This window comes from Microcoleus sp. ARI1-B5 (assembly GCF_036705795.1).
Classification (GTDB): domain Bacteria; phylum Cyanobacteriota; class Cyanobacteriia; order Cyanobacteriales; family Microcoleaceae; genus Microcoleus.
Genome location: NZ_JAUBVK010000001.1, coordinates 229,191 through 250,719 on the forward strand (window position 1 = coordinate 229,191; position 21,529 = coordinate 250,719).

General features: G+C 46.0%; 23 protein-coding genes and 1 tRNA gene. 14 read left to right on the forward strand and 10 right to left on the reverse strand.

Annotated elements, in window-relative coordinates; translation table 11 throughout:
* Positions 1-138: 138 nt before the first annotated feature.
* From QUB63_RS01055 to QUB63_RS01065, 3 genes are all read right to left on the reverse strand, one after another.
* Entirely contained in the window at positions 139-474 is a 336-nt protein-coding gene (locus tag QUB63_RS01055; protein WP_332942911.1) for a ribulose bisphosphate carboxylase small subunit, read from the reverse strand.
* Between the two features lie 45 nt (positions 475-519).
* The gene (rcbX, locus tag QUB63_RS01060; protein WP_332942912.1) at positions 520-930 is read right to left on the reverse strand and encodes a RuBisCO chaperone RbcX; all 411 of its coding nucleotides are present in this window, start codon (positions 928-930) and stop codon (positions 520-522) included.
* A 137-nt stretch (positions 931-1,067) separates the two neighbouring features.
* Positions 1,068-2,498 carry a form I ribulose bisphosphate carboxylase large subunit gene (locus tag QUB63_RS01065; RefSeq protein WP_332942913.1) on the reverse strand — a complete coding sequence of 477 codons (1,431 nt, stop codon included), beginning with the start codon at positions 2,496-2,498 and terminating at the stop codon, positions 1,068-1,070.
* Positions 2,499-3,290: 792 nt separating this feature from the next.
* Here QUB63_RS01065 and QUB63_RS01070 point away from each other — a divergent pair.
* Positions 3,291-5,051 (forward strand): serine/threonine-protein kinase, encoded by a 1,761-nt coding sequence (locus tag QUB63_RS01070; RefSeq protein WP_332942914.1) that lies wholly within the window; start codon positions 3,291-3,293, stop codon positions 5,049-5,051.
* Between the two features lie 192 nt (positions 5,052-5,243).
* On the opposite strand, the gene QUB63_RS01075 is transcribed toward QUB63_RS01070, so the two are convergent.
* On the reverse strand, positions 5,244-6,281 hold the full coding sequence (locus tag QUB63_RS01075; protein WP_332942915.1) for a bifunctional transcriptional activator/DNA repair enzyme AdaA: 1,038 nt from the start codon (positions 6,279-6,281) through the stop codon (positions 5,244-5,246).
* A gap of 719 nt (positions 6,282-7,000) precedes the next feature.
* On the opposite strand from QUB63_RS01075, the gene panB reads away from it, so the two are divergent.
* The 6 genes from panB (at position 7,001) to fba (ending at position 13,215) form a co-directional block, all read left to right on the forward strand.
* The gene (gene panB, locus QUB63_RS01080) at positions 7,001-7,780 is read left to right on the forward strand and encodes a 3-methyl-2-oxobutanoate hydroxymethyltransferase (RefSeq protein WP_332942916.1); all 780 of its coding nucleotides are present in this window, start codon (positions 7,001-7,003) and stop codon (positions 7,778-7,780) included.
* A gap of 332 nt (positions 7,781-8,112) precedes the next feature.
* Positions 8,113-8,241, forward strand: coding sequence for a hypothetical protein (locus QUB63_RS01085; protein WP_332942917.1), 129 nt, complete (start codon positions 8,113-8,115; stop codon positions 8,239-8,241).
* 477 nt (positions 8,242-8,718) lie between these two features.
* Positions 8,719-10,797: a CapA family protein gene (locus QUB63_RS01090; protein WP_332942918.1), complete on the forward strand. Its 2,079-nt coding sequence runs from the start codon at positions 8,719-8,721 to the stop codon at positions 10,795-10,797.
* Positions 10,798-10,932: 135 nt separating this feature from the next.
* Positions 10,933-11,802: an aldose epimerase family protein gene (locus QUB63_RS01095; RefSeq protein WP_442921747.1), complete on the forward strand. Its 870-nt coding sequence runs from the start codon at positions 10,933-10,935 to the stop codon at positions 11,800-11,802.
* A 67-nt stretch (positions 11,803-11,869) separates the two neighbouring features.
* Positions 11,870-11,941 (forward strand) — tRNA-Lys (locus QUB63_RS01100).
* Between the two features lie 194 nt (positions 11,942-12,135).
* Positions 12,136-13,215 carry a class II fructose-bisphosphate aldolase gene (gene fba / locus QUB63_RS01105; protein ID WP_332942920.1) on the forward strand — a complete coding sequence of 360 codons (1,080 nt, stop codon included), beginning with the start codon at positions 12,136-12,138 and terminating at the stop codon, positions 13,213-13,215.
* Between the two features lie 498 nt (positions 13,216-13,713).
* Here fba and QUB63_RS01110 read toward each other — a convergent pair whose 3' ends face one another.
* Entirely contained in the window at positions 13,714-14,310 is a 597-nt protein-coding gene (locus tag QUB63_RS01110) for a Uma2 family endonuclease (RefSeq protein WP_332942921.1), read from the reverse strand.
* A gap of 83 nt (positions 14,311-14,393) precedes the next feature.
* The gene (locus QUB63_RS01115) at positions 14,394-15,770 is read right to left on the reverse strand and encodes an NB-ARC domain-containing protein (protein WP_332942922.1); all 1,377 of its coding nucleotides are present in this window, start codon (positions 15,768-15,770) and stop codon (positions 14,394-14,396) included.
* 324 nt (positions 15,771-16,094) lie between these two features.
* Here QUB63_RS01115 and QUB63_RS01120 point away from each other — a divergent pair, with 324 nt between their 5' ends.
* The 3 genes from QUB63_RS01120 to QUB63_RS01130 all read left to right on the forward strand — a co-directional run bounded on the left by QUB63_RS01120 (position 16,095) and on the right by QUB63_RS01130 (position 17,992).
* The gene (locus QUB63_RS01120) at positions 16,095-16,640 is read left to right on the forward strand and encodes a hypothetical protein (RefSeq protein ID WP_332942923.1); all 546 of its coding nucleotides are present in this window, start codon (positions 16,095-16,097) and stop codon (positions 16,638-16,640) included.
* 232 nt (positions 16,641-16,872) lie between these two features.
* Positions 16,873-17,340: a hypothetical protein gene (locus QUB63_RS01125; protein WP_332942924.1), complete on the forward strand. Its 468-nt coding sequence runs from the start codon at positions 16,873-16,875 to the stop codon at positions 17,338-17,340.
* Between the two features lie 4 nt (positions 17,341-17,344).
* Positions 17,345-17,992 (forward strand): AHH domain-containing protein, encoded by a 648-nt coding sequence (locus QUB63_RS01130; protein WP_332942925.1) that lies wholly within the window; start codon positions 17,345-17,347, stop codon positions 17,990-17,992.
* Between the two features lie 253 nt (positions 17,993-18,245).
* Here QUB63_RS01130 and QUB63_RS01135 read toward each other — a convergent pair whose 3' ends face one another.
* Complete coding sequence (locus QUB63_RS01135; RefSeq protein WP_332942926.1) at positions 18,246-18,539, reverse strand: type II toxin-antitoxin system VapC family toxin; 294 nt, start codon at positions 18,537-18,539, stop codon at positions 18,246-18,248.
* Positions 18,540-18,632: 93 nt separating this feature from the next.
* Positions 18,633-18,863: a type II toxin-antitoxin system Phd/YefM family antitoxin gene (locus tag QUB63_RS01140; protein ID WP_332942927.1), complete on the reverse strand. Its 231-nt coding sequence runs from the start codon at positions 18,861-18,863 to the stop codon at positions 18,633-18,635.
* 292 nt (positions 18,864-19,155) lie between these two features.
* Here QUB63_RS01140 and QUB63_RS01145 point away from each other — a divergent pair, with 292 nt between their 5' ends.
* A complete protein-coding gene (locus QUB63_RS01145) occupies positions 19,156-19,575 on the forward strand; it encodes a hypothetical protein (RefSeq protein WP_332942928.1) in 420 nt (139 codons plus the stop codon).
* Positions 19,572-19,892: a type II toxin-antitoxin system RelE/ParE family toxin gene (locus tag QUB63_RS01150; RefSeq protein ID WP_332942929.1), complete on the forward strand. Its 321-nt coding sequence runs from the start codon at positions 19,572-19,574 to the stop codon at positions 19,890-19,892. Before QUB63_RS01145 ends, QUB63_RS01150 begins: the two co-directional genes overlap by 4 nt.
* Before the next feature lie 200 nt (positions 19,893-20,092).
* On the opposite strand, the gene QUB63_RS01155 is transcribed toward QUB63_RS01150, so the two are convergent.
* Together QUB63_RS01155 and QUB63_RS01160 are read right to left on the reverse strand one after the other, a co-directional pair.
* Complete coding sequence (locus QUB63_RS01155; protein WP_332942930.1) at positions 20,093-20,332, reverse strand: type II toxin-antitoxin system Phd/YefM family antitoxin; 240 nt, start codon at positions 20,330-20,332, stop codon at positions 20,093-20,095.
* Entirely contained in the window at positions 20,320-20,508 is a 189-nt protein-coding gene (locus tag QUB63_RS01160) for a hypothetical protein (RefSeq protein ID WP_332942931.1), read from the reverse strand. Before QUB63_RS01160 ends, QUB63_RS01155 begins: the two co-directional genes overlap by 13 nt.
* A gap of 71 nt (positions 20,509-20,579) precedes the next feature.
* Here QUB63_RS01160 and QUB63_RS01165 point away from each other — a divergent pair, with 71 nt between their 5' ends.
* Together QUB63_RS01165 and QUB63_RS01170 are read left to right on the forward strand one after the other, a co-directional pair.
* Positions 20,580-20,807: a hypothetical protein gene (locus QUB63_RS01165; RefSeq protein WP_332942932.1), complete on the forward strand. Its 228-nt coding sequence runs from the start codon at positions 20,580-20,582 to the stop codon at positions 20,805-20,807.
* Positions 20,808-20,901: 94 nt separating this feature from the next.
* Complete coding sequence (locus QUB63_RS01170) at positions 20,902-21,411, forward strand: GNAT family N-acetyltransferase (RefSeq protein WP_332942933.1); 510 nt, start codon at positions 20,902-20,904, stop codon at positions 21,409-21,411.
* The last annotated feature ends 118 nt before the right edge of the window (positions 21,412-21,529 follow it).

Consider the following 21,529-nt stretch of genomic DNA (forward strand, 5'->3'; position numbering starts at 1 on the left):
TTCATCTGCGGTCGATCTATCAATCAAAGATTTATTTAATAAGTCTAATCATCATCGCCATAAAAAAATGAGGCGGGGAGAATTCCCGCGCCTCAAGTTTTAGCTAACTTTTTCCCTAGAAAATAGGGATGTTAAAGCTTAGTAGCCTCTGGTGTTCGGCTTGTGCACGATGAAGCTCAGCACTTGGCACTGCTTCACGTTGTCAAAACCCATGACGCGGATGTAGCAACTAGGATTTTCAGAGCGGCAAGCTTGAACTTCAGCCATGATTTCTTGGACGCTGCGAGCACCAAACAAAGGCAACTTCCACAAAGTCCAGTAGCGCATTTCAGCAGCAGAGGTTTCGTTGAATTCTACGCCGGGAATGTAGCCTTGATCCAGGATGTACTGGAGTTGCTTGGCAATTTGCGCGTCTGTCAGCGGGGGCAAATAAGACAGAGTTTCGTAACGACGCTCTTTCGGTAAAGTCTTCATTTTTTGTATCTCTAAGGTGTGTGTTCGATCGCACAAGTCGATCGATTAACTCGACAAATTATCCAGATTCGGTTCAGAATCTATTGATGTTTCAGGATTACTGCTAGAAACAGACCAATTAAGTTGCGTAATTCGCTCTAAATGCTGGCGTCTGTGTTCCATATTCGCCTGTTGAATGCCAGTAGAAACCATTTCTGGCAAATATTCTGTCACATCGTGAGCCAGATACTCTCGCACAGTCATGATCCGAAATCCTAAATCTTGATTTTCCCTCAGCAACTCTTGAATGTAAGCTTCTCCATCTTGGATTTTGGCCTTCGTGGAAAAGTCGTTCAACCAGATTGCCAGAGGAGGATTGGTTTCGCTCAACTGAGCGACCACTATCCGCACGGATTGATAGGTTAGGTAACTTGCCAGCACCTTAGCGGTGTCTTTCGCAACTTGTTTGAGATCCATTTTTGACCCCAGCTCCCTCAAATTTTAGATTTTGGATTTTAGATTTTCGATGCAAACTTACAAGTAAATCTTCTTCAAACATAAAGACTTCCCAGCAAGTTTGCGACCTCAAACCTAAAATCTCAAACCCAAAATCATCAAACGGTATCCATTGCCTCGAACTCAAACTTGATTTCTTTCCAGAGTTCGCAAGCAACAGCCAGTTCGGGGCTCCACTTACAAGCTTCGCGAATAATGTCTCCGCCTTCGCGCATCAAGTTGCGGCCTTCGTTACGAGCTTGGACGCAAGCTTCCAAAGCAACGCGGTTAGCAGTTGCACCAGGTGCGTTACCCCAAGGGTGGCCCAAGGTGCCGCCGCCGAACTGCAAGCAGGAGTCGTCGCCGAAGATTTCCACCAAAGCCGGCATGTGCCAGATGTGGATACCACCAGATGCAACCGGCATGACACCGGGCATGGAGGCCCAATCTTGGGTGAAGTAAATACCGCGGCTGCGGTCTTCTTCGATGTGGTCTTCGCGCATCAAGTCTACGAAGCCCATCGTGATGCCTTTTTCGCCTTCGAGTTTCCCCACAACTGTACCGGAGTGCAGGTGGTCGCCGCCGGACATCCGCAAGCACTTGGCAAGCACGCGGAAGTGGATACCGTGGTTTTTCTGACGGTCAATCACGGCGTGCATAGCGCGGTGAATGTGCAGCAAGATACCGTTGCGGCGGCACCATTTGGCCAAGGTGGTGTTAGCAGTGAAACCACCGGTCAGGTAGTCGTGCATGATGATGGGGGTTTTGATTTCCTTAGCGAACTCAGCCCGCTCCATCATTTCTTCGCAGGTGGGGGCTGTTACGTTGAGGTAGTGACCCTTGACTTCGCCGGTTTCTGCTTGGGCTTTTTCAATAGCTTCTTGAACGAACAGGAAGCGATCGCGCCAGCGCATGAACGGTTGCGAGTTGATGTTTTCGTCGTCTTTGGTGAAGTCCAAACCGCCGCGCAGAACTTCGTAAACGGCACGGCCGTAGTTCTTAGCAGACAGACCCAATTTGGGTTTAATTGTACAGCCCAGCAAAGGACGACCGTACTTGTTCAATTTGTCCCGCTCAACGGTAATACCGTGAGGAGGGCCTTGGAAGGTTTTCAGGTAAGCAATGGGAATCCGCAAGTCTTCCAACCGCAGAGCGCGCAAAGCTTTGAAACCGAAAACGTTACCGACCAAAGAGGTCAGCAAGTTGGTGACGGAACCTTCTTCAAACAAATCCAAAGGATAGGCAATGAAGCAGATATATTGGTTGTCTTCACCGGGAACTGGTTCGATGTCGTAGCAGCGACCTTTGTAGCGGTCGAGGTCGGTCAGGAGGTCTGTCCAAACTGTCGTCCATGTACCTGTGGAAGATTCAGCAGCCACAGCAGCGCCTGCTTCTTCTGGGGGAACTCCCGGCTGCGGTGTTACCCGGAAAGCCGCCAAAACATCTGTATCCTTTGGGGTGTAATCCGGCGTGTAATACGTTAGTTTATAGTCTTGAACTCCGGCTTTATACCCAGTTTTTGACTGAGTTTGGGTTTGAGCGTAAGCCATATCTCGCTTCCTAGTATTCGCTTAATTTTTTTGCCCGATCGCAGGCTCTTAGAAATATATCAATAAAGTGGCGCCCTGAGATTTTAATATTCTTTTAATCATCATAAGTATTGTTTATTTAGCTTTACATTAGGAAATTTTATGTAACATATCTTATCAAACGAAAGTGGCGAAGGATGCAGGGGGAAAGGCTGGGGATCGAGGAGATTTTAGATTTTAGATTTTAGATTTTAGATTGGCGAGAGAGGAAAAATTAGTCATAAATACTTAAATTTATGGTGGAGATCGATTAAATTTGAGATGTTAAATTTTGGGTGGGAGGTAGGAAAAAATTAGTTATAAATACTTATGATGGTGGGCGCTCGCGATCGAACTGCAATAGAGGATTGTAGGAATCTCAAATCTCAAGTCCTGTAGGGGGTCCAGAAACCGGGTTTCTACGAAAAATTGGCGTTTATTAACGAGAAATATACACAGAAACCCGGTTTCTGAGGTTGGAAGCGCGATCGGCAACAGTCTGGGATGCAAATGTCACATTAAATAAAGTAAAGGTACGTTGTTGCGCGAAGAGCGCTCTTTCATATATACAAGAGCGCCCAAGCGCAACAACGTACCTACAAGTCAAAAGTCGGCATCATAGCACATAATTATGGACAGGACTTGCGCCGCAAGCTGGTTCCTCAGACCAAATCCATCCGTCGTTACAAGAATGTAACCTCGCTCAAAACCGGGTTTCTGGGTTAGCTGCACGTAAGTCTAGTATGGATATCTAGCCCCATTTCTACCCTGGTTGTGCCTCACCCCCCTTCAAAAGCCGTTCACTGCATCAATCCAGATTGCCCAAGGCCCTACCCTCAGACTTGGGGCAACAATTTTTGTCATAGTTGCGGAGCTCCGCTGCGGCTAAAAAATCGCTACATACCTCTACAAGTCCTCGGTACCGGGGGTTTTGCAGCCATCTACACAGTTTGGGACGCAGAAACTCAAACCGATCGCGTCCTGAAAGTGTTGCTGGAAACTGCCCCGAAAGCGCTGAAACTGTTCGAGCAAGAAGCTTGGGTTTTGGCACTTTTGCGCCACCCGGGCGTCCCGAGAGTCGAGCCGGACGGTTATTTTCACGTGCAAACCCAAAATTTTGCAGGCGGGGATGGAAATGCCGCAGCGAGGCGCTTGCCTTGTTTGGTAATGGAAAAGATTCACGGCAAAACTTTAGAAGAAATTCTCGAAGATCACCCTCAGGGATGCCCGCAGGAATGGGTGTTTAGTTGGTTGAGTCAAGCTGTGGAAATTTTAGAGGAGTTGCACAGGTGTCAGATTATTCACCGCGATATTAAACCGAGCAATTTGATGCTGCGAGACCCGGAATCGCCACAAGTTTTGCTGAGCAAGGGTTTGGGCGGATTGCAGTTGGTGGCGATCGACTTTGGGGGAGTTAAGCAGATGGGCGGTGGCGAACCGGTGGGGAAAGATTCTCCGAGCTCGACGCGGTTGATTTCGCCCGGGTACAGCCCGCCGGAACAAATTGTGGGCGGCGGTGTGGTGCCGGCGACGGATTTTTATGCTTTGGGGCGGACTTGCATTCATTTGCTGACTGGGAAGTATCCGGCGGAAATTGAAGATCCGATGACGGGGGAGTTGCGGTGGCGTCACATTGTGTCTGTGAGTCCGGCTTTGGCGAATTTGTTGGATGATATGGTGCGATCGGACGTGCAGCAGCGTCCGGCTTCGGCTGCGGATGTTCGATCGCGCTTGCAGGAGATTTATGCTAAGAGTAAGGGCAAAATCGCGCTCGCCCCAGCAGGTCAAGCTATTGTGGAATTTTGCCGGCAAGTAGTGGTGGCGGCGGCGCAAAAAACGGCAAGTTTGACGGTTTTGGTGTTCGGCGCGATCGCCCAAATCGTGGTAGCTTCTCTGGATACAGGCTGGGAAATGGTGCTGGGCGGCGTTGGTGGATGTGCGGGGGCGATCGGCGGTTTGGTTTTGGGTTATGCTTCGCCTATTGGCCCGGAAGTTGCCAATTTTTTAAATGAAGGTTTGCACCAATTAATCCATAACATGAGTTTTACTGTCGGGCCAGAAGTGCTGCTGTTTGCCTTTGCGGGTTGGGGAACTGCGATCGGTTTGACGGATGCGGGGAGTTTTCGCCAGCAAAAACAGTATTGGCTGTCGGGATTGATGGGAGCTCAGGGCTATTTGTTGGCGGGTTTGTGCTGGACGGAAGCAACAGCTTCTAGTGGCGTGCAGGGGATTATTTTGGGGGCTTTTGCGATCGCCTCTTTGACTGTGGGAATGGGTTTGCGCAGCCATCAGTTAGTTCACGCTTTGGTGGTGGCTGTTTGTTCGACGGGAATGTTTCTGTTTTTGAATGCTTTGAGCATTTTTCCGGGGAGTTTTTTGGGGATTTTGTCGCTGTCGTCTGGTGCTTCCTTCGGCTGGCTGCAAGTTTGGGGCTCTATTGTGTTTTTTGGTTTGTTGGGAAGTGCGATCGGGCTTTGTTTGGGAGTGAGTCATTATTTAGTCGTGCCCGTGTTGCGGTGGTTGGGATGGCGGTAGATGCAGACGGCGGTTGAAACCGCGTCTACACAAACGAATTGGGCCTCTGCGGAATGAATAAAATCAAGAATTCCAACCCGCTTAGAGTGGATTTTGTCTCCATAAATGTGATGTTAACCGCTCACTTTTCAACCTGCGGAGGCAGATTTTGTTTTTATAGACGCGGTTTCAACCGCCCGGTCTTATTCATAATCAACGATTTTCTGCTTCCAAATCGAGCAACCATTTCTTTCGCCACAAACCGCCCGCGTAACCTGTTAATGTTCCATCGGCTCCAATTACTCGATGACAAGGAATCACAATACAAATTCTGTTCGTGCCGTTAGCATTTGCTACAGCACGAACTGCTTTAGGATTTTTCAAGGTAATAGCTTGTTGTTGATACGAACAAGTTCCACCGTAGGGGATATTTTGTAATTCTTGCCAAACAGCCTGCTGAAATTCCGTTCCCGGCGTAAACAGCGGCACTGAAAATTCTTTGCGATTGCCTGCAAAATATTCATTTAGTTGTGATTGCAACACATCAAAATGTTTGTTTGTGCCTTGCAGTACAGTCGCATCTAAAAGTTTAGCCAATGACTGAAACTGCCGATCGATAGTTTTGCGATCGGTAAATTCCAAAAGACAAATACCTTGGGCAACGGCACAGGCAAACATAGTTCCTAAGGGAGTTTCCAATCGGGTGATATCTATTACTTGTTTGGTTTTGCTATTTGATGGCGATACGCCCAAAATCGATTTAAATGAATCGTTAAAACCGCTGAGCGATTCGTAACCGCTCTCGTAGGCTGTGGCAGTAACTGTTTCGCCGTTTTGTATTTTCTTAAAAGCTGAATTTATCCGCAACATTCTTTGGTAAGAATGGAAAGTAATGCCGTGATTCTTCAAAAACCAGCGGCGGATTTGACTTGGCTCAATGCCTCTTTTGGTCAAATCCAAATCTGTAAATTTTGTGGCGGGATTGTTGCTGATTTCACGCAGAATAGCTTGAATGCGATCGGGTGTTTCATTCAGCATTTCCAAAGGCTTGCAAATCTTACAAGGTCTGTAACCGTGAAGTATCGCATCTTTGGCAGTTGGGAAAAATTCTACATTTTCTTTTTTCGGTTTCCTTGCTGTACAAGTTGGGCGACAAAAGATGCCTGTTGTTTTTACTGCTGCAATAAAAGTCCCTTCGCAGGAAACATCTTTGTTAACAAGTGCTTGATACATTAAATCATCGGTCAGCATATTTTTTTTAGATTGCAATGTTACTAATATCGCTGAGGTAACAAAAGTTGGGCAACCGAAAAATTAACAACTATTTTTTTTGCAGCATCTATCCCAACAAGAACAGCCACAAGATTATAGTTTTTACGGAAAAGGGCGGTGACTCCCAGCCCGAGGAAAAAATATATACGACTAATACTGATAACCAATTTCCGCTTGTTTTCTGAGATGTGTTCTCAATATAGCCTAGTCATGGGGGTGATTTTACTGACGGTGAGTGTTTGGATTGGCTGTTGACACGCGCCGGAGTTAGAGTTTTCGCCAGTTTGGCCGATCGCATATTTCAATTCCCCGCAGCCGCCCTGTTCGGGATTATGCGATATTGTGCGATCGATAATTATCGCTTCAATCTTTAGCTTGTAGGTTGGGCGACTGCAACAAAACTTAACTCCATCAATTTTATGAATTTGTTAACTGTCAACTGTTAAGAGCGATCGGTGGCGCGTTTGCTGCCAGGAAGGCTATAGCTACAAAACTTGTAAAAATAATGTATAATAGGCAACGGTGGCTCGATCTAATATTATTAGAAGTTGCTAGATATAATTGTGTAACATAGCAAAAAAGTAAAAGATGGGCAGAGTTACTACAACAAGGGCCGTCACCAACCACATCGATGAAATAATGGCAGAAAGAGGGTTTATATCAAAGGTACAAAATCTACAAGATTATATGTTAATAAAATGGCAGTAACTACTCATCAACTTATTCAGTGGAAACAGCAAGGGCGTGCAATTGTGGCGCTGACAGCTTATGATTGTGCGATCGCCCAACTACTCGACCAAGCCGGCACAGACATCATCCTCGTCGGCGATTCCTTCGCCATGACAGTCTTGGGCTACGAGACAACACTCCCCCTCACCCTCGATGAAATGCTGCACCACGCTAAAGCTGTGCGTCGCGGAGTCAAACAAGCATTGATTGTTGTCGATTTGCCATTCTTAACTTACCAGGAAAGTCCCCAGCAAGCCATGCACTCGGCGGGGAGAGTTTTGAAAGAAACCGGCGCTCAAGCTGTAAAATTGGAGGGCGGATATCCAGCAATGGCGGCGACTGTTTCGCAGCTAACATCCGCTGGGATTCCGGTGATGGGACACGTTGGTTTAACTCCGCAGTCGGTACACCAACTCGGTTACAAAAAACAAGGCAAAACTGCAGAATCTGCCGATCGCATCAAAGCCGAGTCGATCGCACTTGAAGAAGCTGGTGTTTTTGCGATCGTCCTAGAACACATTCCCGCAGACTTAGCCGCTCAAATTACTAAAAAATTAACAGTTCCCACCATTGGTATCGGCGCGGGCCCGCACTGCGACGGACAAGTTTTGGTTACTTCCGATTTGTTGGGACTTTCGGAAAAACAACCGCCGTTTGCGAAATCTTACACCAATTTGCGAGAAACAATTACTCAAGCTGTCAAAGATTATTCGCTAGAAGTTAGAGAACACAAATTTCCCAATTTGTAAAGCATCAATCGAACAATATCTAGTTGATGGTGGATGCAAAAATTACCAATATAGCAGGCTGATACTACCTAGCGGGTTGTTGAGCCGCCTTAAAAACTGGTATAGCAGTTGACCGCTTGACAGTGGACAGTTGACCGCTTGACAGTTGGACAGTACGGGAATCAAACCATTTATGCTTGACGGGTATCGGCTCTATTCATGAGGTTATTTATCTGGGCGCCCGATGTGGCGGTTGCTGTACAAGCCCCCAACACGATCGATCCAGGATCGATCGTAAAATTTTATACTCCTGTTCCTGCTTGCTGATTCACGGAGCTGCAAGTAAATCTAAAATGGAAAATCGAAAAATGGAAAATCGACTGACACGTCTTGTATGGGATCGCGGCCTGCTGCTGCATCTGTACGGACGATCGCTCAGCCCGCAACTACCGCTAAAATCGGAACATCTCAATTTAATGTAAACGTTACGTTGGCCGTCTTCTGTCTCAAGTCGCTAGGGAGCCTCAAGTTTCGACGAAAGTTCGATCGCGAGCCTACAGCCTCTTGACTCTATCTCAAATCTCAAATCGAGTCCTTCAAGTCGCTCAAATTTCAATTTGTTGGCAAATGATTTGACTCCAACCCAACTGTAATCATAAACTTAACTTGATGCTGAGACGGATACACAGCCTGAAGACAGAAGTCGCCCCCGAGCACTCAAGTTCGGACGTTAGTTCGATCTTGAGCCTACAACCTCTTGACTCTATCTCAAATCTCAAATTTTGTTACCGGAATGTGATAAAAATCACTGACAGCAGGCAGTACCTAAATGTAGAAAATCGTGGCGGCCAAAAACTAGCTTCAAAGCGGGCAGCGAAGTGGCGGTTAAGCTAAAAGAATGGCGGTTCCGTTCAAAATATATTGAAATCATCGCTATAACGTGTTAAGGAGGCTAATTGATGGTATATGCAGAAAATTGGTCGCAGCCGTCTATCTTGGAGCTAGCGCGATCGGGCAACTTTCAAGCCCTGAATTACTGGATTGACAGCTTGCTGCGACCCGAAGGGATTTATGCCCGCGTCGAACAGGCTCAGGCTGGATGCGTCCAAATTTTAGTAGAATTCCAGCGCGAATTTGCGCCAGAGAATACATTACTGGGGAACACTCTCCGCGAAGGCTTAGTTAAATTTATTTGCCACCAACTCTGGAGACTCAACTCGCCAGCAGTAGAAGGGGTGCGAATTCACGCGCGCTTGGCTGGGGAACCAGAGATTCTCTGGAAACAGTCAGTACGAATTGTTACTCCGGCAAACCGGCGGCAGCGTCGTTACCGTTCCCTATTGGTCGTCGATTGGGTTAAATTTAAAACATATCGTTCTCTGCTGCTGGTGGGCTCGGCACTTGCCTCATTTATTTTAGGCTGTTGGGTGAGCTACCACGAGGCTCAGGCCATGCGGTTAGTATCGCCAGTCTCGGGGTACCAGCAAGCAGCTTTAATGTCGGGGCCGCCTCCCAAACGTCCGGATGCGGTGCAAGCGGCTTTAGAATTAGTACCCGTAGTGCAACAAAAGCAGGTTGCTAATCCCTACGACCCCACCGTAACGCTGATGTTCGGAGGAAATGTGAATCTATTGGATGGGCTCGCAGCATCTGCAGGTAACGATTACCGTTGGGCTTTTGCCAATATGGACGAGTACCGCCAAGCAGATGTGTCGATGGTTAACCTAGAAAACCCCCTGACTCGCTCTACCTTGGGCCCGGGCAAAAAACAATTAAATTTTAAAGCCGATCCAGAATCGGTGAAAGTATTAACAGCAGGAGGAGTGGATATTGTCAATCTGGCAAATAACCACGCTATGGATTACGAGGAACCGGGGCTGGTGGAGACTATAAATACTCTAAATAATTCTGGGATCGGGCATCTGGGAGCCGGTAGAGATATTAAAGAAGCGAGGCGTCCAAATATTATTGAGGTTAAGGGTCAGCGGATCGCATATCTCGGTTATTACGATGCTGACCTTCATGCCGCCGACCAAGGGAAGGCTGGCACTAACCCCCGCCGCAACAATCGCGTGGCAGAGGATATTCGAGCTCTCAGGGGTCAGGTAGACTGGATTATTGTTAATTACCACTGGGGAGTCGAATTGGCAGATTATCCGGGGGACTGGCAGATAGATTTAGCTCGGTTCACGATCGACCAAGGAGCAGATTTGGTAGTGGGACACCACCCCCATGTCCTGCAAGGTGCAGAAATTTACAAGGGCCGCCCGATAGTTTACTCGCTGGGTGATTTTATATTCGGTGGGAATGCTCGCAGCGATTACGATACCGCAGTCCTGAAAGTATCGCTCAAAGAAAGGAATATGAAGGTAGAATTTTTGCCTGTGGAGGTGAAAAAGTTTCAGCCTTCGGTTGTAAATGGATCGGCGGGCGATCGCATCCTCAAAAAAGTCGAACAAATTTCTAGTATTTTCGCTCAGCCGATGCGATCTTCTGTAGTTCTCGATGCCCCAATCAACCCAGGAATGGCACCAAAGACTCCAAATTCCACCAGGCCTGGAGCAGCAAAAAGCGCTACAGAAACCGCGCCCAGTTCCCCAGTCCCCCTGACTGGTGAAAGCAATAGGACAGGCCCTGGACAACCCAAACCTACTTTGATTTTGCCCGCTGTACCGGCTGCGCCCAAACAGCCCGACAACTCCTCATTTTTCCAGAACGGGACTGGGCCTGCAATTGAGTCAAGCCCGCCTCCGAGTCTTGATTTGCCGCCGCGCATCTATCGCACTCAACCTCAAAATCCCAGCCGGGAACCAGATCCGTTTACCAAAGAGCCATTCATCAAAGAACCGTTTATTTCGCCCCCATCTCCAAGTTCCCCAGGGGTGCTCAGTCCCCAAGGCTATCTTCCCCCGACTCGGGATCTATCTTTCAAAGTCGCAGTCCAAGAGCAGCCGAAAAAGGCGATCGTTCCAGGCAAAAACAGCGACCGCTCACAGCCTGGGCTCGCCCTGCCTCCTATAGCTGGGAGCATTGGTTAGCCGACGGGCGTCGGAGGCGTGGAAACGCGGGGGAGGAAAGGGGCGGTAATGGGTGAAAATCAACTACCAGCGACCAATTATTAACGACCGATTTACTAACAACCAATGATCGACGACCTACTACCGATGACAAATGTGTTTGCGATCGCGCTGAAGCAAAAGCAGTACAAAACCTATATCCTCTCCGACGAAACCGCTAACTCTACCCTAGAAGTTGTGCCGGAACGGGGCGGTATTGCCACTAGCTGGCTGGTTGAAGGCAAAGAAATGTTGTACTTGGACGCGGAACGGTTCGCCAATCGGGCTCTGACTGTACGCGGCGGGATTCCCATCTTGTTTCCCATCTGCGGCAATCTCCCCGACAATACTTACACCCACAAGGGAGTGGAGCTTCATCTCAAACAGCACGGCTTTGCTCGCGACTTGCCTTGGACGGCGACGGAACAAGTTACGGAGGGTTGCGCGGCTCTTACGCTGATGCTTGAGGGCAGCGAGAAGACCCAGGCTGTTTATCCTTTTGATTTCCAATTAGCTTTTACTTATCAAATTAAAGGCAATTCTTTGGAAATTGTGCAGGAATACACCAATCTTGGTGACGAACCGATGCCTTTTTCTAGCGGCTTGCACCCTTACTTTTTAGCTCCCGACAAGACAAATCTCCGCTTTGAGATTCCCGGGATGCAGTACAGAGATCAGAACACGCACTCCAAGGGTTATTTCACGGGGGTTTTTGACCCCACTCTGGATGAAATTGATGTTTCCTTTGATGAACTGACCGGTCTTGCTGCTACTGTCACTGATGCGGCCCGGGGCTTGCGGCTCACCGTCAGCTATAACTCCAGCTATGGGAAGTTGGTTTTTTGGATGGTGAAGGGCAAGGATTTTTACTGTCTGGAACCCTGGACGGCTCCTCGAAATGCCCTCAACACTGGCGAACACTTGATTTATTTGCAGCCGGGAGCGACTTGCCAGATGCTCGTGCGGATGACTGCAACTTTTTTGTGAAAAAGACTTGCTATTTAAAATGATGGGTGCTACTATTAGAAATTGTGTGCGGTAACAATGTTTTCGCGGGTCGCTAGCTCAGCGGTAGAGCATTCGGCTTTTAACCGATTGGTCTCGGGTTCAAATCCCGGGCGACCCATAAAAAAGTAGAGAGTTGAAAATTTTGAGTTTTGAGTTGAATGCTCGAAACTCAAAATTTTGCTTGTTTGAACTTTTCAGTAAATCTGGAAACATAATGCGCGATCGGCTACAAATTGTCTTAATATTGTCGTAAGAATTGAACTTGTCCAAAATCCACTGCCCAGAAACCACAAATAACTAGGAGGAATATCTATGGCGCTTGTACCTATGCGACTGCTGCTCGACCACGCGGCTGAAAACGGTTACGGCCTACCGGCTTACAACGTCAACAACATGGAGCAAATCCAAGCGATCATGCGCGCTGCTGACGAAACCAACAGCCCCGTGATCCTGCAAGCTTCTCGCGGCGCTCGCTCCTACGCTGGCGAAAATTTCCTGCGCCACTTGATTTTGGCAGCAGTTGAAACCTATCCTCACATTCCCATTTCCATGCACCAAGACCACGGCAATGCCCCGGGCACTTGCTATTCTGCCATGCGCCAAGGTTTTACCAGCGTGATGATGGACGGTTCTCTGGAAGCGGATGCTAAGACTCCCGCTAGCTACGAGTACAATGTTCAAGTTACTCGCGATGTGGTGAATGTTGCTCATTCGATCGGCGTTAGCGTTGAAGGCGAACTCGGTTGCTTGGGTTCTCTGGAAACAGGAATGGGCGAAGCAGAAGACGGCCACGGCTTTGAAGGTGCGCTTTCTCACGATCAGTTGCTGACAGATCCCGAACAAGCTGTTGATTTCGTCGAGCAAACCGGTGTTGATGCTCTCGCAGTTGCGATCGGCACTTCTCACGGCGCTTACAAGTTCACTCGCAAGCCGACTGGCGAAATTTTGGCAATCAGCCGCATTGAAGAAATTCACCGCCGCTTGCCAAATACTCACTTGGTAATGCACGGTTCTTCTTCTGTGCCCCAAGATTTGCTGGAAATCATCAACAACAACGGCGGCAAAATCCGCGAAACCTACGGCGTACCTGTGGAAGAAATCCAAAAGGGCATCAAGTGCGGCGTTCGCAAGATCAATATCGATACTGACAACCGTTTGGCGATTACCGCTGCGGTGCGCGAAGCTTTGTTTGCTAAGCCCGACGAGTTTGACCCCCGCCACTTCTTGAAGCCGTCGATCAAGTATATGCAGAAGGTTTGTAGCGATCGCTACAACTCTTTCGGTTGCGCCGGTCAGGGTACAAAGATCAAGCAAGTATCTTTGGATGATTTTGCAGCTAAGTATGCTAAGGGCGAATTGAGCTCTTCTGCTAAGAAGACTGTCGCTGTTTAAGAATTTTAGGTTGAGATTTTAGATTTGTCTGAAGTCTCAAGTTTGGATTTCCGGGTAGCTGTGAAGTTGCCCGGTTTTTTGTTTGTGGAGAGTAGCTGCATCTCAGTTTTGCTGTTGCATTAGTGCGAGAGTCTCCGCTAGCTAGATATAGCAACAGCCAAGTCGGTTAGGACAGGTTGTTATATTATTATAATAAACCCAATTTGTAGGGGCGGGTTCACAACAATTTATGGTAAAAATGAATAATATTATAAACCCGCCCCCGCCCACCAACAATAAAAATGTACGCTCAATTTATTGGTAAAATGTTGATGTAAATAATGGCGGGGATGGGGCGGGTTTATGAGATTGTTTGTGGGTTTCATAGATGGTTGATGAACCCGCCCCTACAGAATTTTGGAATTTTTTTTATGAATCGAGCCCCCGCCTAAATAAAAATGTACGCTCCTATACATAGGAGAGCCAAATATTTGTTGCGTATCCTATTAATTAACCCAATTACTGCTGCCGAATCCCATTGATAAACTCCGTCCTTGCCTCAATTATTGAAGGCATCAAAACGCAGCGTACCAGCAATTCTAAATCCAACTCCGGCAAAAACTCACTTCTTGAAACTTGCTCGTAATCATCGTCGCGCAGCCGATAGACAGCCAACTGATTATTTTCCCAAAACCAAACTTCTGGGATGCGAAGTCGCAGATATTTAGTTAGTTTATTTGTGCTACCGCTAGAAATCGTCACTTCCACAACTAAATCGGGATGCTCTTTCCTTGAACCTATATAATAAGACTCGTCAGGTTCAAAGGATACGTCTTTTGCCTGGTTTCTGCGAGTTGCACTCCCTACAGGAATGAAATTAATCCCTTTCTCAAAAAAGTAAAGTCCTATAAATATAGCCAAAACACTTTTTATCTGTTCGTGGTCTTCGCCTAGTGTCATAAACTGCACACACCCATCTAAATAAGTTATGCGCAAGCCTGGGGCATCTTCTATTAAGGTTTCTAGCGCCTCAAATTGCTCCCAAGTATAATAACCTGGTAAGGTAAAGCGTTCTTCTTTAACAATTGTTATTAGTTCTGAAACTTGTACGACCATGGGCGTAATGCTCCGAATAAAAATCAGTAGCCCTGCCTTAGTATAACCTAAATAGGGACTATTCATCAAAGTTAATTTGACAGTTAAATATTACTGCGATGATTCTGGGCGATCGCATATTGCCTCAGTACAGGTGAAATCGTGTAAAAATTTGCTTGTTGTTCAATCAAGCAGCGCCGCGATAGAGATTGCAGCGCATTTACCAAGTCTGATGCGGGAATTAGGCTATTATCTAATAATTGGGTGAGGTTAATTGTATCGCTTGCTTTCGCCAACAAGGAGAGGACTTGTTTTTCTAGTTCGGATAGGCGATCGCACTGCTGCTGTAAAACATCTTTCAAATCTTCCGGCAACAATATAGTATCATTTGGTAATAACTCTGTCACGCATCCGCCCAACTCTTGGATCAGAGTGGCGATGCTTTTTAACCAGAGGGGATTGCCTTGGTAGCGGTGAATCAGTGCTGAGCAGTTGTCGATGTCTGCTAATCCATACTCTCTGAGTATTTCCCGTGCGGCTGCGATGTCTAAACCTTTGAGTTGTACGGTGTTAATGTGTGTATTTTGGTTTTTAACTTGAGTAACTTCTCTGGGTTGTTCCCAACCGATGAGCAGGAAGCAACTTTGATGGGATATTTTTTCTATTTTTTTGAATAAAGAGCGATATTCTTCGTGTTCTGGTTTATATTTTCCAGCTAATTCGCCGCTGCTGAACAAATTGTGAATGTCATCTAAGACTACTAAGCAGCGATGTTTTTGTAAATATTTAATTAGGGGTAATGCTTTCTGGTTGGTTGTGGGTGAATCTTCCTTTTCCGACTGCGAGAAAAACTGGATTAAGTTGGCTTCAAATTCACCGAGGGTGGGGGATGTGTCGAGGTTGCACCAAATGACGTATTCAAATTCGTCTTTTATTTGTTGGACGAGTTGTACTGCTAGTGTGGTTTTGCCGATGCCGCTCATGCCGGTGAGGGCTGTGAGGGGGTTGTTTTGTTGTAGAATCAAGGTTGTGAGGGTTTTGAGTTGTGGGGTGCGAGCGTAGAAAGCACCTAATTGTGGCATCTCGCTTAAATCTTGATGCGATGTTTCTTTATTTTGCGGGTGTGCGTTTGGTATGTTTGGCGGGTGTCTAGCTTCTCCACAAATGTTGAAACTACCGCTCACGTTTTGTGTCACGTTTTGTGCAAAGTTTAACAGATTCGAGTTTTGTAACCTCTGCATAGCTGCTCTAAAATTTGTTTTACTGACCTTTTCTTCTAACTCTTCTGAAAGTATCTGCCATAATTCTGAGCCTACTTTCCTCACACTACTTGCTGAACAGTCAAAATCTTTGGCTATGTGCTTGTATGTTTCACGTTCTACAGTGCCTTTTAGTACCGCTTCCTGTACGTCGTCTAGGTGTGCACCAGTTTTCTCGAAGACTATTTTGTCGGCTAGTTTTAACGCTTCTTTTAGGTTCATGGGGAGCAGGAACTGTGACTTGGCTTGTATTATAGATCACATTTTACTACATTTTAATACATTTTGATACAAATTTAAATTAAATTAAGGATCGCTGGAGGCATACTGGGAACAAAGTTGAACATTTTTGGGCTAGACAAAGCTTTGATTTATAGGGACTATAGGAGAAGTATAAAGCGTCACCGTAAGGATTGATTAGTTGCAGTCCTATCCAATGTAATGGTGTATTCTAACGCAGTGGCTGTCTAATTAAGGATTAGCTTTCAAAATAGATTTCCACTAAAAATAGAAAAAATAGTTATCCGTCAACAAAGGAATTAGCAAATGAAAACAGCTTATCAAAAAAATCGAGGATTGCGATTTTTCACCTTTTCAATGCGTTCATTTCTGATCGCAGCGTTGATAGTGGCTACTTCGGCTATCTCTGCCTCCTCAAGAGATCCTGGAATGATTGATGGCCCTAAACCTGGAACTTGTCGAAGCGGACGCGACAGACAACGTGTCACTTGTTATTTCCCGTCGGTGACATGGACATACGGTAATGCTCTCGCTGTTGAATATACAGGTGGAAGTGGGGCTGATGTTTTCTGGTACACTGCTCAAGAGATTCAAGGGGCATCAGTCTCTGGGAAAGTAACTGCTAAAATAGAAGTACAGGTTGTTAGTGTGGGTGGAGAAATCGAATTCAAAGATGATGGAAAGCGATTACGCACACTCAACCAGAAATGTATTATTGGATCGCCTCAACATGGTCAGCAGACATATTGTCAAAATCCTTTCCGTGGATCTCCTGTTATGGTTCGAGTAGTTCCTCACAACAACAATTGGGAAACAAATTTCGTGGTTCATAACGATCCCGCAATACGTTAGCAAAATTCGTAGTGCGATCCCATCTTGTATGTTGGGTTGACGCTCGTGTCACCCCAACCTCTTTTTCCACTTACAATCTTATCCATTTCCACTTTTGCAAAGTGCGATTATTATACGGAGAGCGTGGGCCAACAGTACGCTTCGCAAACACGCCCGATGTTAACTTTCAGTTCCACTTACAAATATTGATCCACTTTGAGTTTTCACTTAAGCCACAAACTTAGGAGATAAGATGACCGAGAATCGAAAGCCAGAAAAAGCAAAAGATTTCAGCGAAAAGTTCCTGCAAATATCAGGTAAGGTAGTGAGAGTTATTGGGAAAATCATCAAATGGTGGTTTTGGCTCGCAATGTTTGGACTTGGATTAATATTTTGGCTTCTCGACCTTTGGTTAGGGGATGGTAGTAATCCAGTCCCTTCTCCTTGGGATAAGAAGCGACCTGAGTTCGATCCATATCAGTTCCGCAATGAGTTAGAGAATGCTACGGTTGAACAAATTATTAACCACTTTAACGAAGAATTTGAAAAAATTGAAAACCGCAATAAGCTAGAACCTGAAGAGAAAAGAGTGATCCGCAAAATCAAAGGTTTAGATCGCTCAAAGTTGCGCTCTCAAATTGTGAGAGATAATTTAGACCAAGACGAACTTGAAATACTTTTTTTGTTGCTTTTAAAAATACTTAGTGGTGAGTTGGGGTAATTTTATGGGAATGGGACAGTGGACAAATCAGGTAGTTACAGCCGGCTCCGTCTTTCATAAGAGGTACAATATTCAGCCTGGTGAGTATTTGATGATGTACGATCAATATGCACAAGAGTTTCTTATCAAAGATGTTAAAACAGGTAAAATTGTAAAGACAGAGTCACTTAGTTCACCATTAGACCTTGCTATGTTGATATCACATTTGCATATATCTGAGAAAATAGAGCCAGAAATAGCTAAAGCTCTCGAACGAGGAGAAACTCCTCGAACTACAGAACTCATAGACCATCATATTATTCCAGTTCATCTTTGGGATAAATCTGAATTAATAAAACAGGTAGTGAGAATTACAAATATAGATATGAATGCTTCGCAAAATATAATACCATTACCACATAAGATTCACAAGTCATATCATGGTTTTAAATCAGGGTATTCCGAAATGGTGCTTGAGCGTCTTCGAGATGAATGGAACCTTCTTGTAAATGATAATAAGCATAACAATCCGGTTGAAGTTGAAGAAACTTTACTTGCACTCATAGCTGCTATTAGAGATGATTTAACGGAATTGGCACAAGAAGAAATCTCTATAGGAGATTGGTATGGTATCGCACTTTTTAATATGTTTAAAAAGCCCAAGTCTAATTAAACAAAGCAACTAGGTTAGTCAAGTAACTCTCCTGTCTCATACTAACATCTTATTTCACGCATTAATATCGCCCATCTTCCATATTCGCTTAACCCTCGTGTCACCCCAACTTCTTGTCCCACCGACAATCCGATCCATTTCCACCATCTCAAAGGGCGCTGATTGCACACTCAAGGGTGTGAAGCGTAGCCATCCCGTAGGGATCTCGCCACAGCAAAAAAGGGATCTCGCCCACAGAAATATAGAATATTACCTAACTGAGTGTTTGTAGCACCGAATTATGTGTAAGATTGGCATCAACTGTAGCTAATTTTAACCCATAGTAAATGGCTGTGGCGGCAATAAATCGGTCTCCGGGGTCTTGATGGGGTAGTGCAATCTCGCGACTTAAAATGGCAATGGCATGATTCATTGGGGCTTCACGAGTTTCCAAAGTTTTTAAAGCTAAATTAACCCATATAACCGGACTGGGCTGTAAAAATATCCGTCTTTTTTCTGCAAGGATGACCGTCTCCCAAATGCTAATTGGACGAGCGCCAAAGTTCATTATCAGAATCGGAAATAGCCGTTTGAAGTTGGAGCGATAGGCGTTCGTTGCCAAGTAAATACCAAAGCCAAATATGGGTATCGAGTAAAAGTTTCATTCTAAAACCTCCCAGGGTTGGGCGACAGGAGCAATTAAATCTCCTAATATTTCACCGCTTCCTTTCATTGTGCCAAATGCGGCGCGTTGGGTTTCGGTAGTGGCAGGATAGATAATCACTAATGGTTTTCCTTCATGGATGATGGTGAGGGGGGTTTTGGTACGTTCGACCTCTATAAATAGAGTCTGGAGGGTTTGGGGTAATTCAGTCGTGGTAATTTGTATCATTTTTAGACCGTAAATAGTTTTTGATAGTTGATATCCGAGCCTGAGCAATCAGCAAGCGTTCTTTTAAAGCATTTCAATCTCTCATAATCCTCCTAATAACTGTATTATACAAGTTAGCTAGTTTGTCAATACTTTATCCCATAGCTCGCTCTGACGGGCGTAGGCGAAGCCGACGGTTGGCATCGCCCAGCAAGCATATTCGCTTAACCCTCGTGTCACCTCAACCTCTGTTTCCGCCGACAATCCGATCCATTTGCACCATTTCAAAGGGCGATGATTCCACACTCTTAGCGTGAAGCGTAGGTATCCACTAGGGAATCGCCACAGCAAAAAAGTGCGATCGCCCTTCTTATTTTTTCAAACAAGAGCGATCGACCGATCGAAACTCATAGCGTTCGAGAATCGTTATACTCAAAGAAGTATCAATCTTCCACCAGAAGCCACGATGACCATCAAAGAACTTCTCATCCAAGAAATCGATAGCACCCCTGACGAACTGCTCACCGAGCTTCTGAGCTTGGTGCGATCGCTCAAATCCACTCCACACCGCCAACTCAATACCTACGAACAACTGTTAGAGCGCATCGACTATCTCGAAGCCATTATCGGCATCCGCAAAGGACTCGAAAGCTTCGATCGAGGTGAAGGTATTCCAGCCGAGAGAGCCATGAAGGTGCTACAACAGCAGTTTAATATCCCCCCTCGTTTATGACTTATCAAGTCCTAATTCAACCACCCGCCTTTGAAGAAATTGAAACCGCCTACCGTTGGATGTGCGATTATCTGGGCACTGATGCAGCAAATCAATGGTATTACGACCTCCAAGACGCGATCGCGTCCCTGCAACAGTTTCCTTACCGTTGCTCAATTGCACCCGAAGCGGCCATCATCGGTCGAGAAATTAGACAACTGTGGGTTGGTAAAGGAAGAACCTATCGGATTCTGTTTGTGGTGGAGGGCGATACAGTTGCGATCGTACACATTCGTCACCGCCGTCAAGCCCCTCTAGGTACTGAGTCGCCCGAGTAATCGTAAAATGTAGCTATCTACCGGTTCTGGCAGCGGCAATTTTCCGATCGCAACTTTTATACCTATTTCCCAAATACTAGCAACAGAAAACCACAATTCGTTCCTTTCATCGGCAATATGCGCGAGATCCTCCTCATTCAATCGCTCAGGTTCAGCAAACCACCATAACCAACACTGCGTATCCAGCAAAAGTTTCACTTTTAATCCCCCTCGAATGCTGCCACAATCTCTTTTGGCAAAGGAGCGTTAAAGTCCTCTGGTATAATAAATCTCCCTCGATCTTGCCCTAAACTAGCTCGTCGATTGGATGAATTACGAAACGGAACCAACTTCGCTATTGGGATAGCTCCGTTTGAAATAATAATTTCTTCTCCAAGTTCCACACGCAATAATAGTTCTGAGAGATTTGTCTGAGCTCGATCGATATTTACAGTTTCCATAATCTTAAAAAACTAAGTCCATAAACTAAGTTTACTCCGATTGCGATCGCCCGTGCAAGTTGGTAGCTTTCCCCTTGAGCGATCGCCCCAGCAAAGAATGAGCGATCGCCCCATCCTGCATATTCGCTTAACCCTCGTGTCACCCAACCTCTTTTTCCACTGACAATTTTATCCATTTCCACCATTTCAAAGGGCGATGATTGCACACAGGGGCGTGAAGCTCGCGATCGCTCTTTCAAAAATTAACATGATAAACCTAGACTTACCGCAGTCCGATCCATTCAACAACCTCAATGTGACTCTCCTGCTACAAGCACTTACATCCGGGCAAGTTGTGGCATCAGTGTTCGAGTTTCCAGACTGTCGAGTCAAAGCAGAAACACTCTTAAATGGATCTCGCACAAATTCATGCTACCTTTTGAGAACAGCTCAAAAATATAGCAGCGATTTCCTGCAACCTACCGATTCAGGCTGACGGTTTCTGTATCATTTCGTCGGCCCGATCGACCAAATGTTACAATTGAATTCGCGATCGACACAGGATTTACCGACTTTAATCAATCTAAGCTATGGATATCCGTACCGAAAAGCCAGAAGATGTAGAAGCGGTTCGCAATGTCAATATTCTGGCATTCGGGCGAGAAAATGAGGCAAACTTAGTCGATCGATTGCGGGGAATTGCATCTACATTTTCCCTCGTTGCCGTACAATGCGATCGAGTTGTCGGACACATTTTCTTCAGTCCCGTTGTCGTCGAAGGAAAATGTTCTAGCAATTTGTCGATTTTGGGGTTGGCGCCAGTCGCAGTTCTACCCAACTATCAGCGGCAAGGTATAGGATCGCTGCTGATCCGCGAAGGTTTAAAAGAGTGCGCGCGATCGGGTTTTCAGGCAGTGGTTGTGCTGGGCTATCCAGATTTCTATTCGCGTTTCGGGTTCGTTCCTGCTAGTAGCAAGAGCTTGGGATGCGAATATGATGTACCCGATGAAGCTTTTATGGTGTTGGAGTTAGAAAGTGGAGCTTGCCAAGATTGCAGCGGAACGGTGAAATATCGATCGGAGTTTAGTCTGTGCGAGTGACGAAGTAGTCCGAGGGTGCATCGCCTGAGAAAAACCCCCAAAGATATATCGACAATCTTACAGATCCGCACCTAACAAACTCTCGTTCGTGTAAACAAACCCAACACTTTTTTTGTGG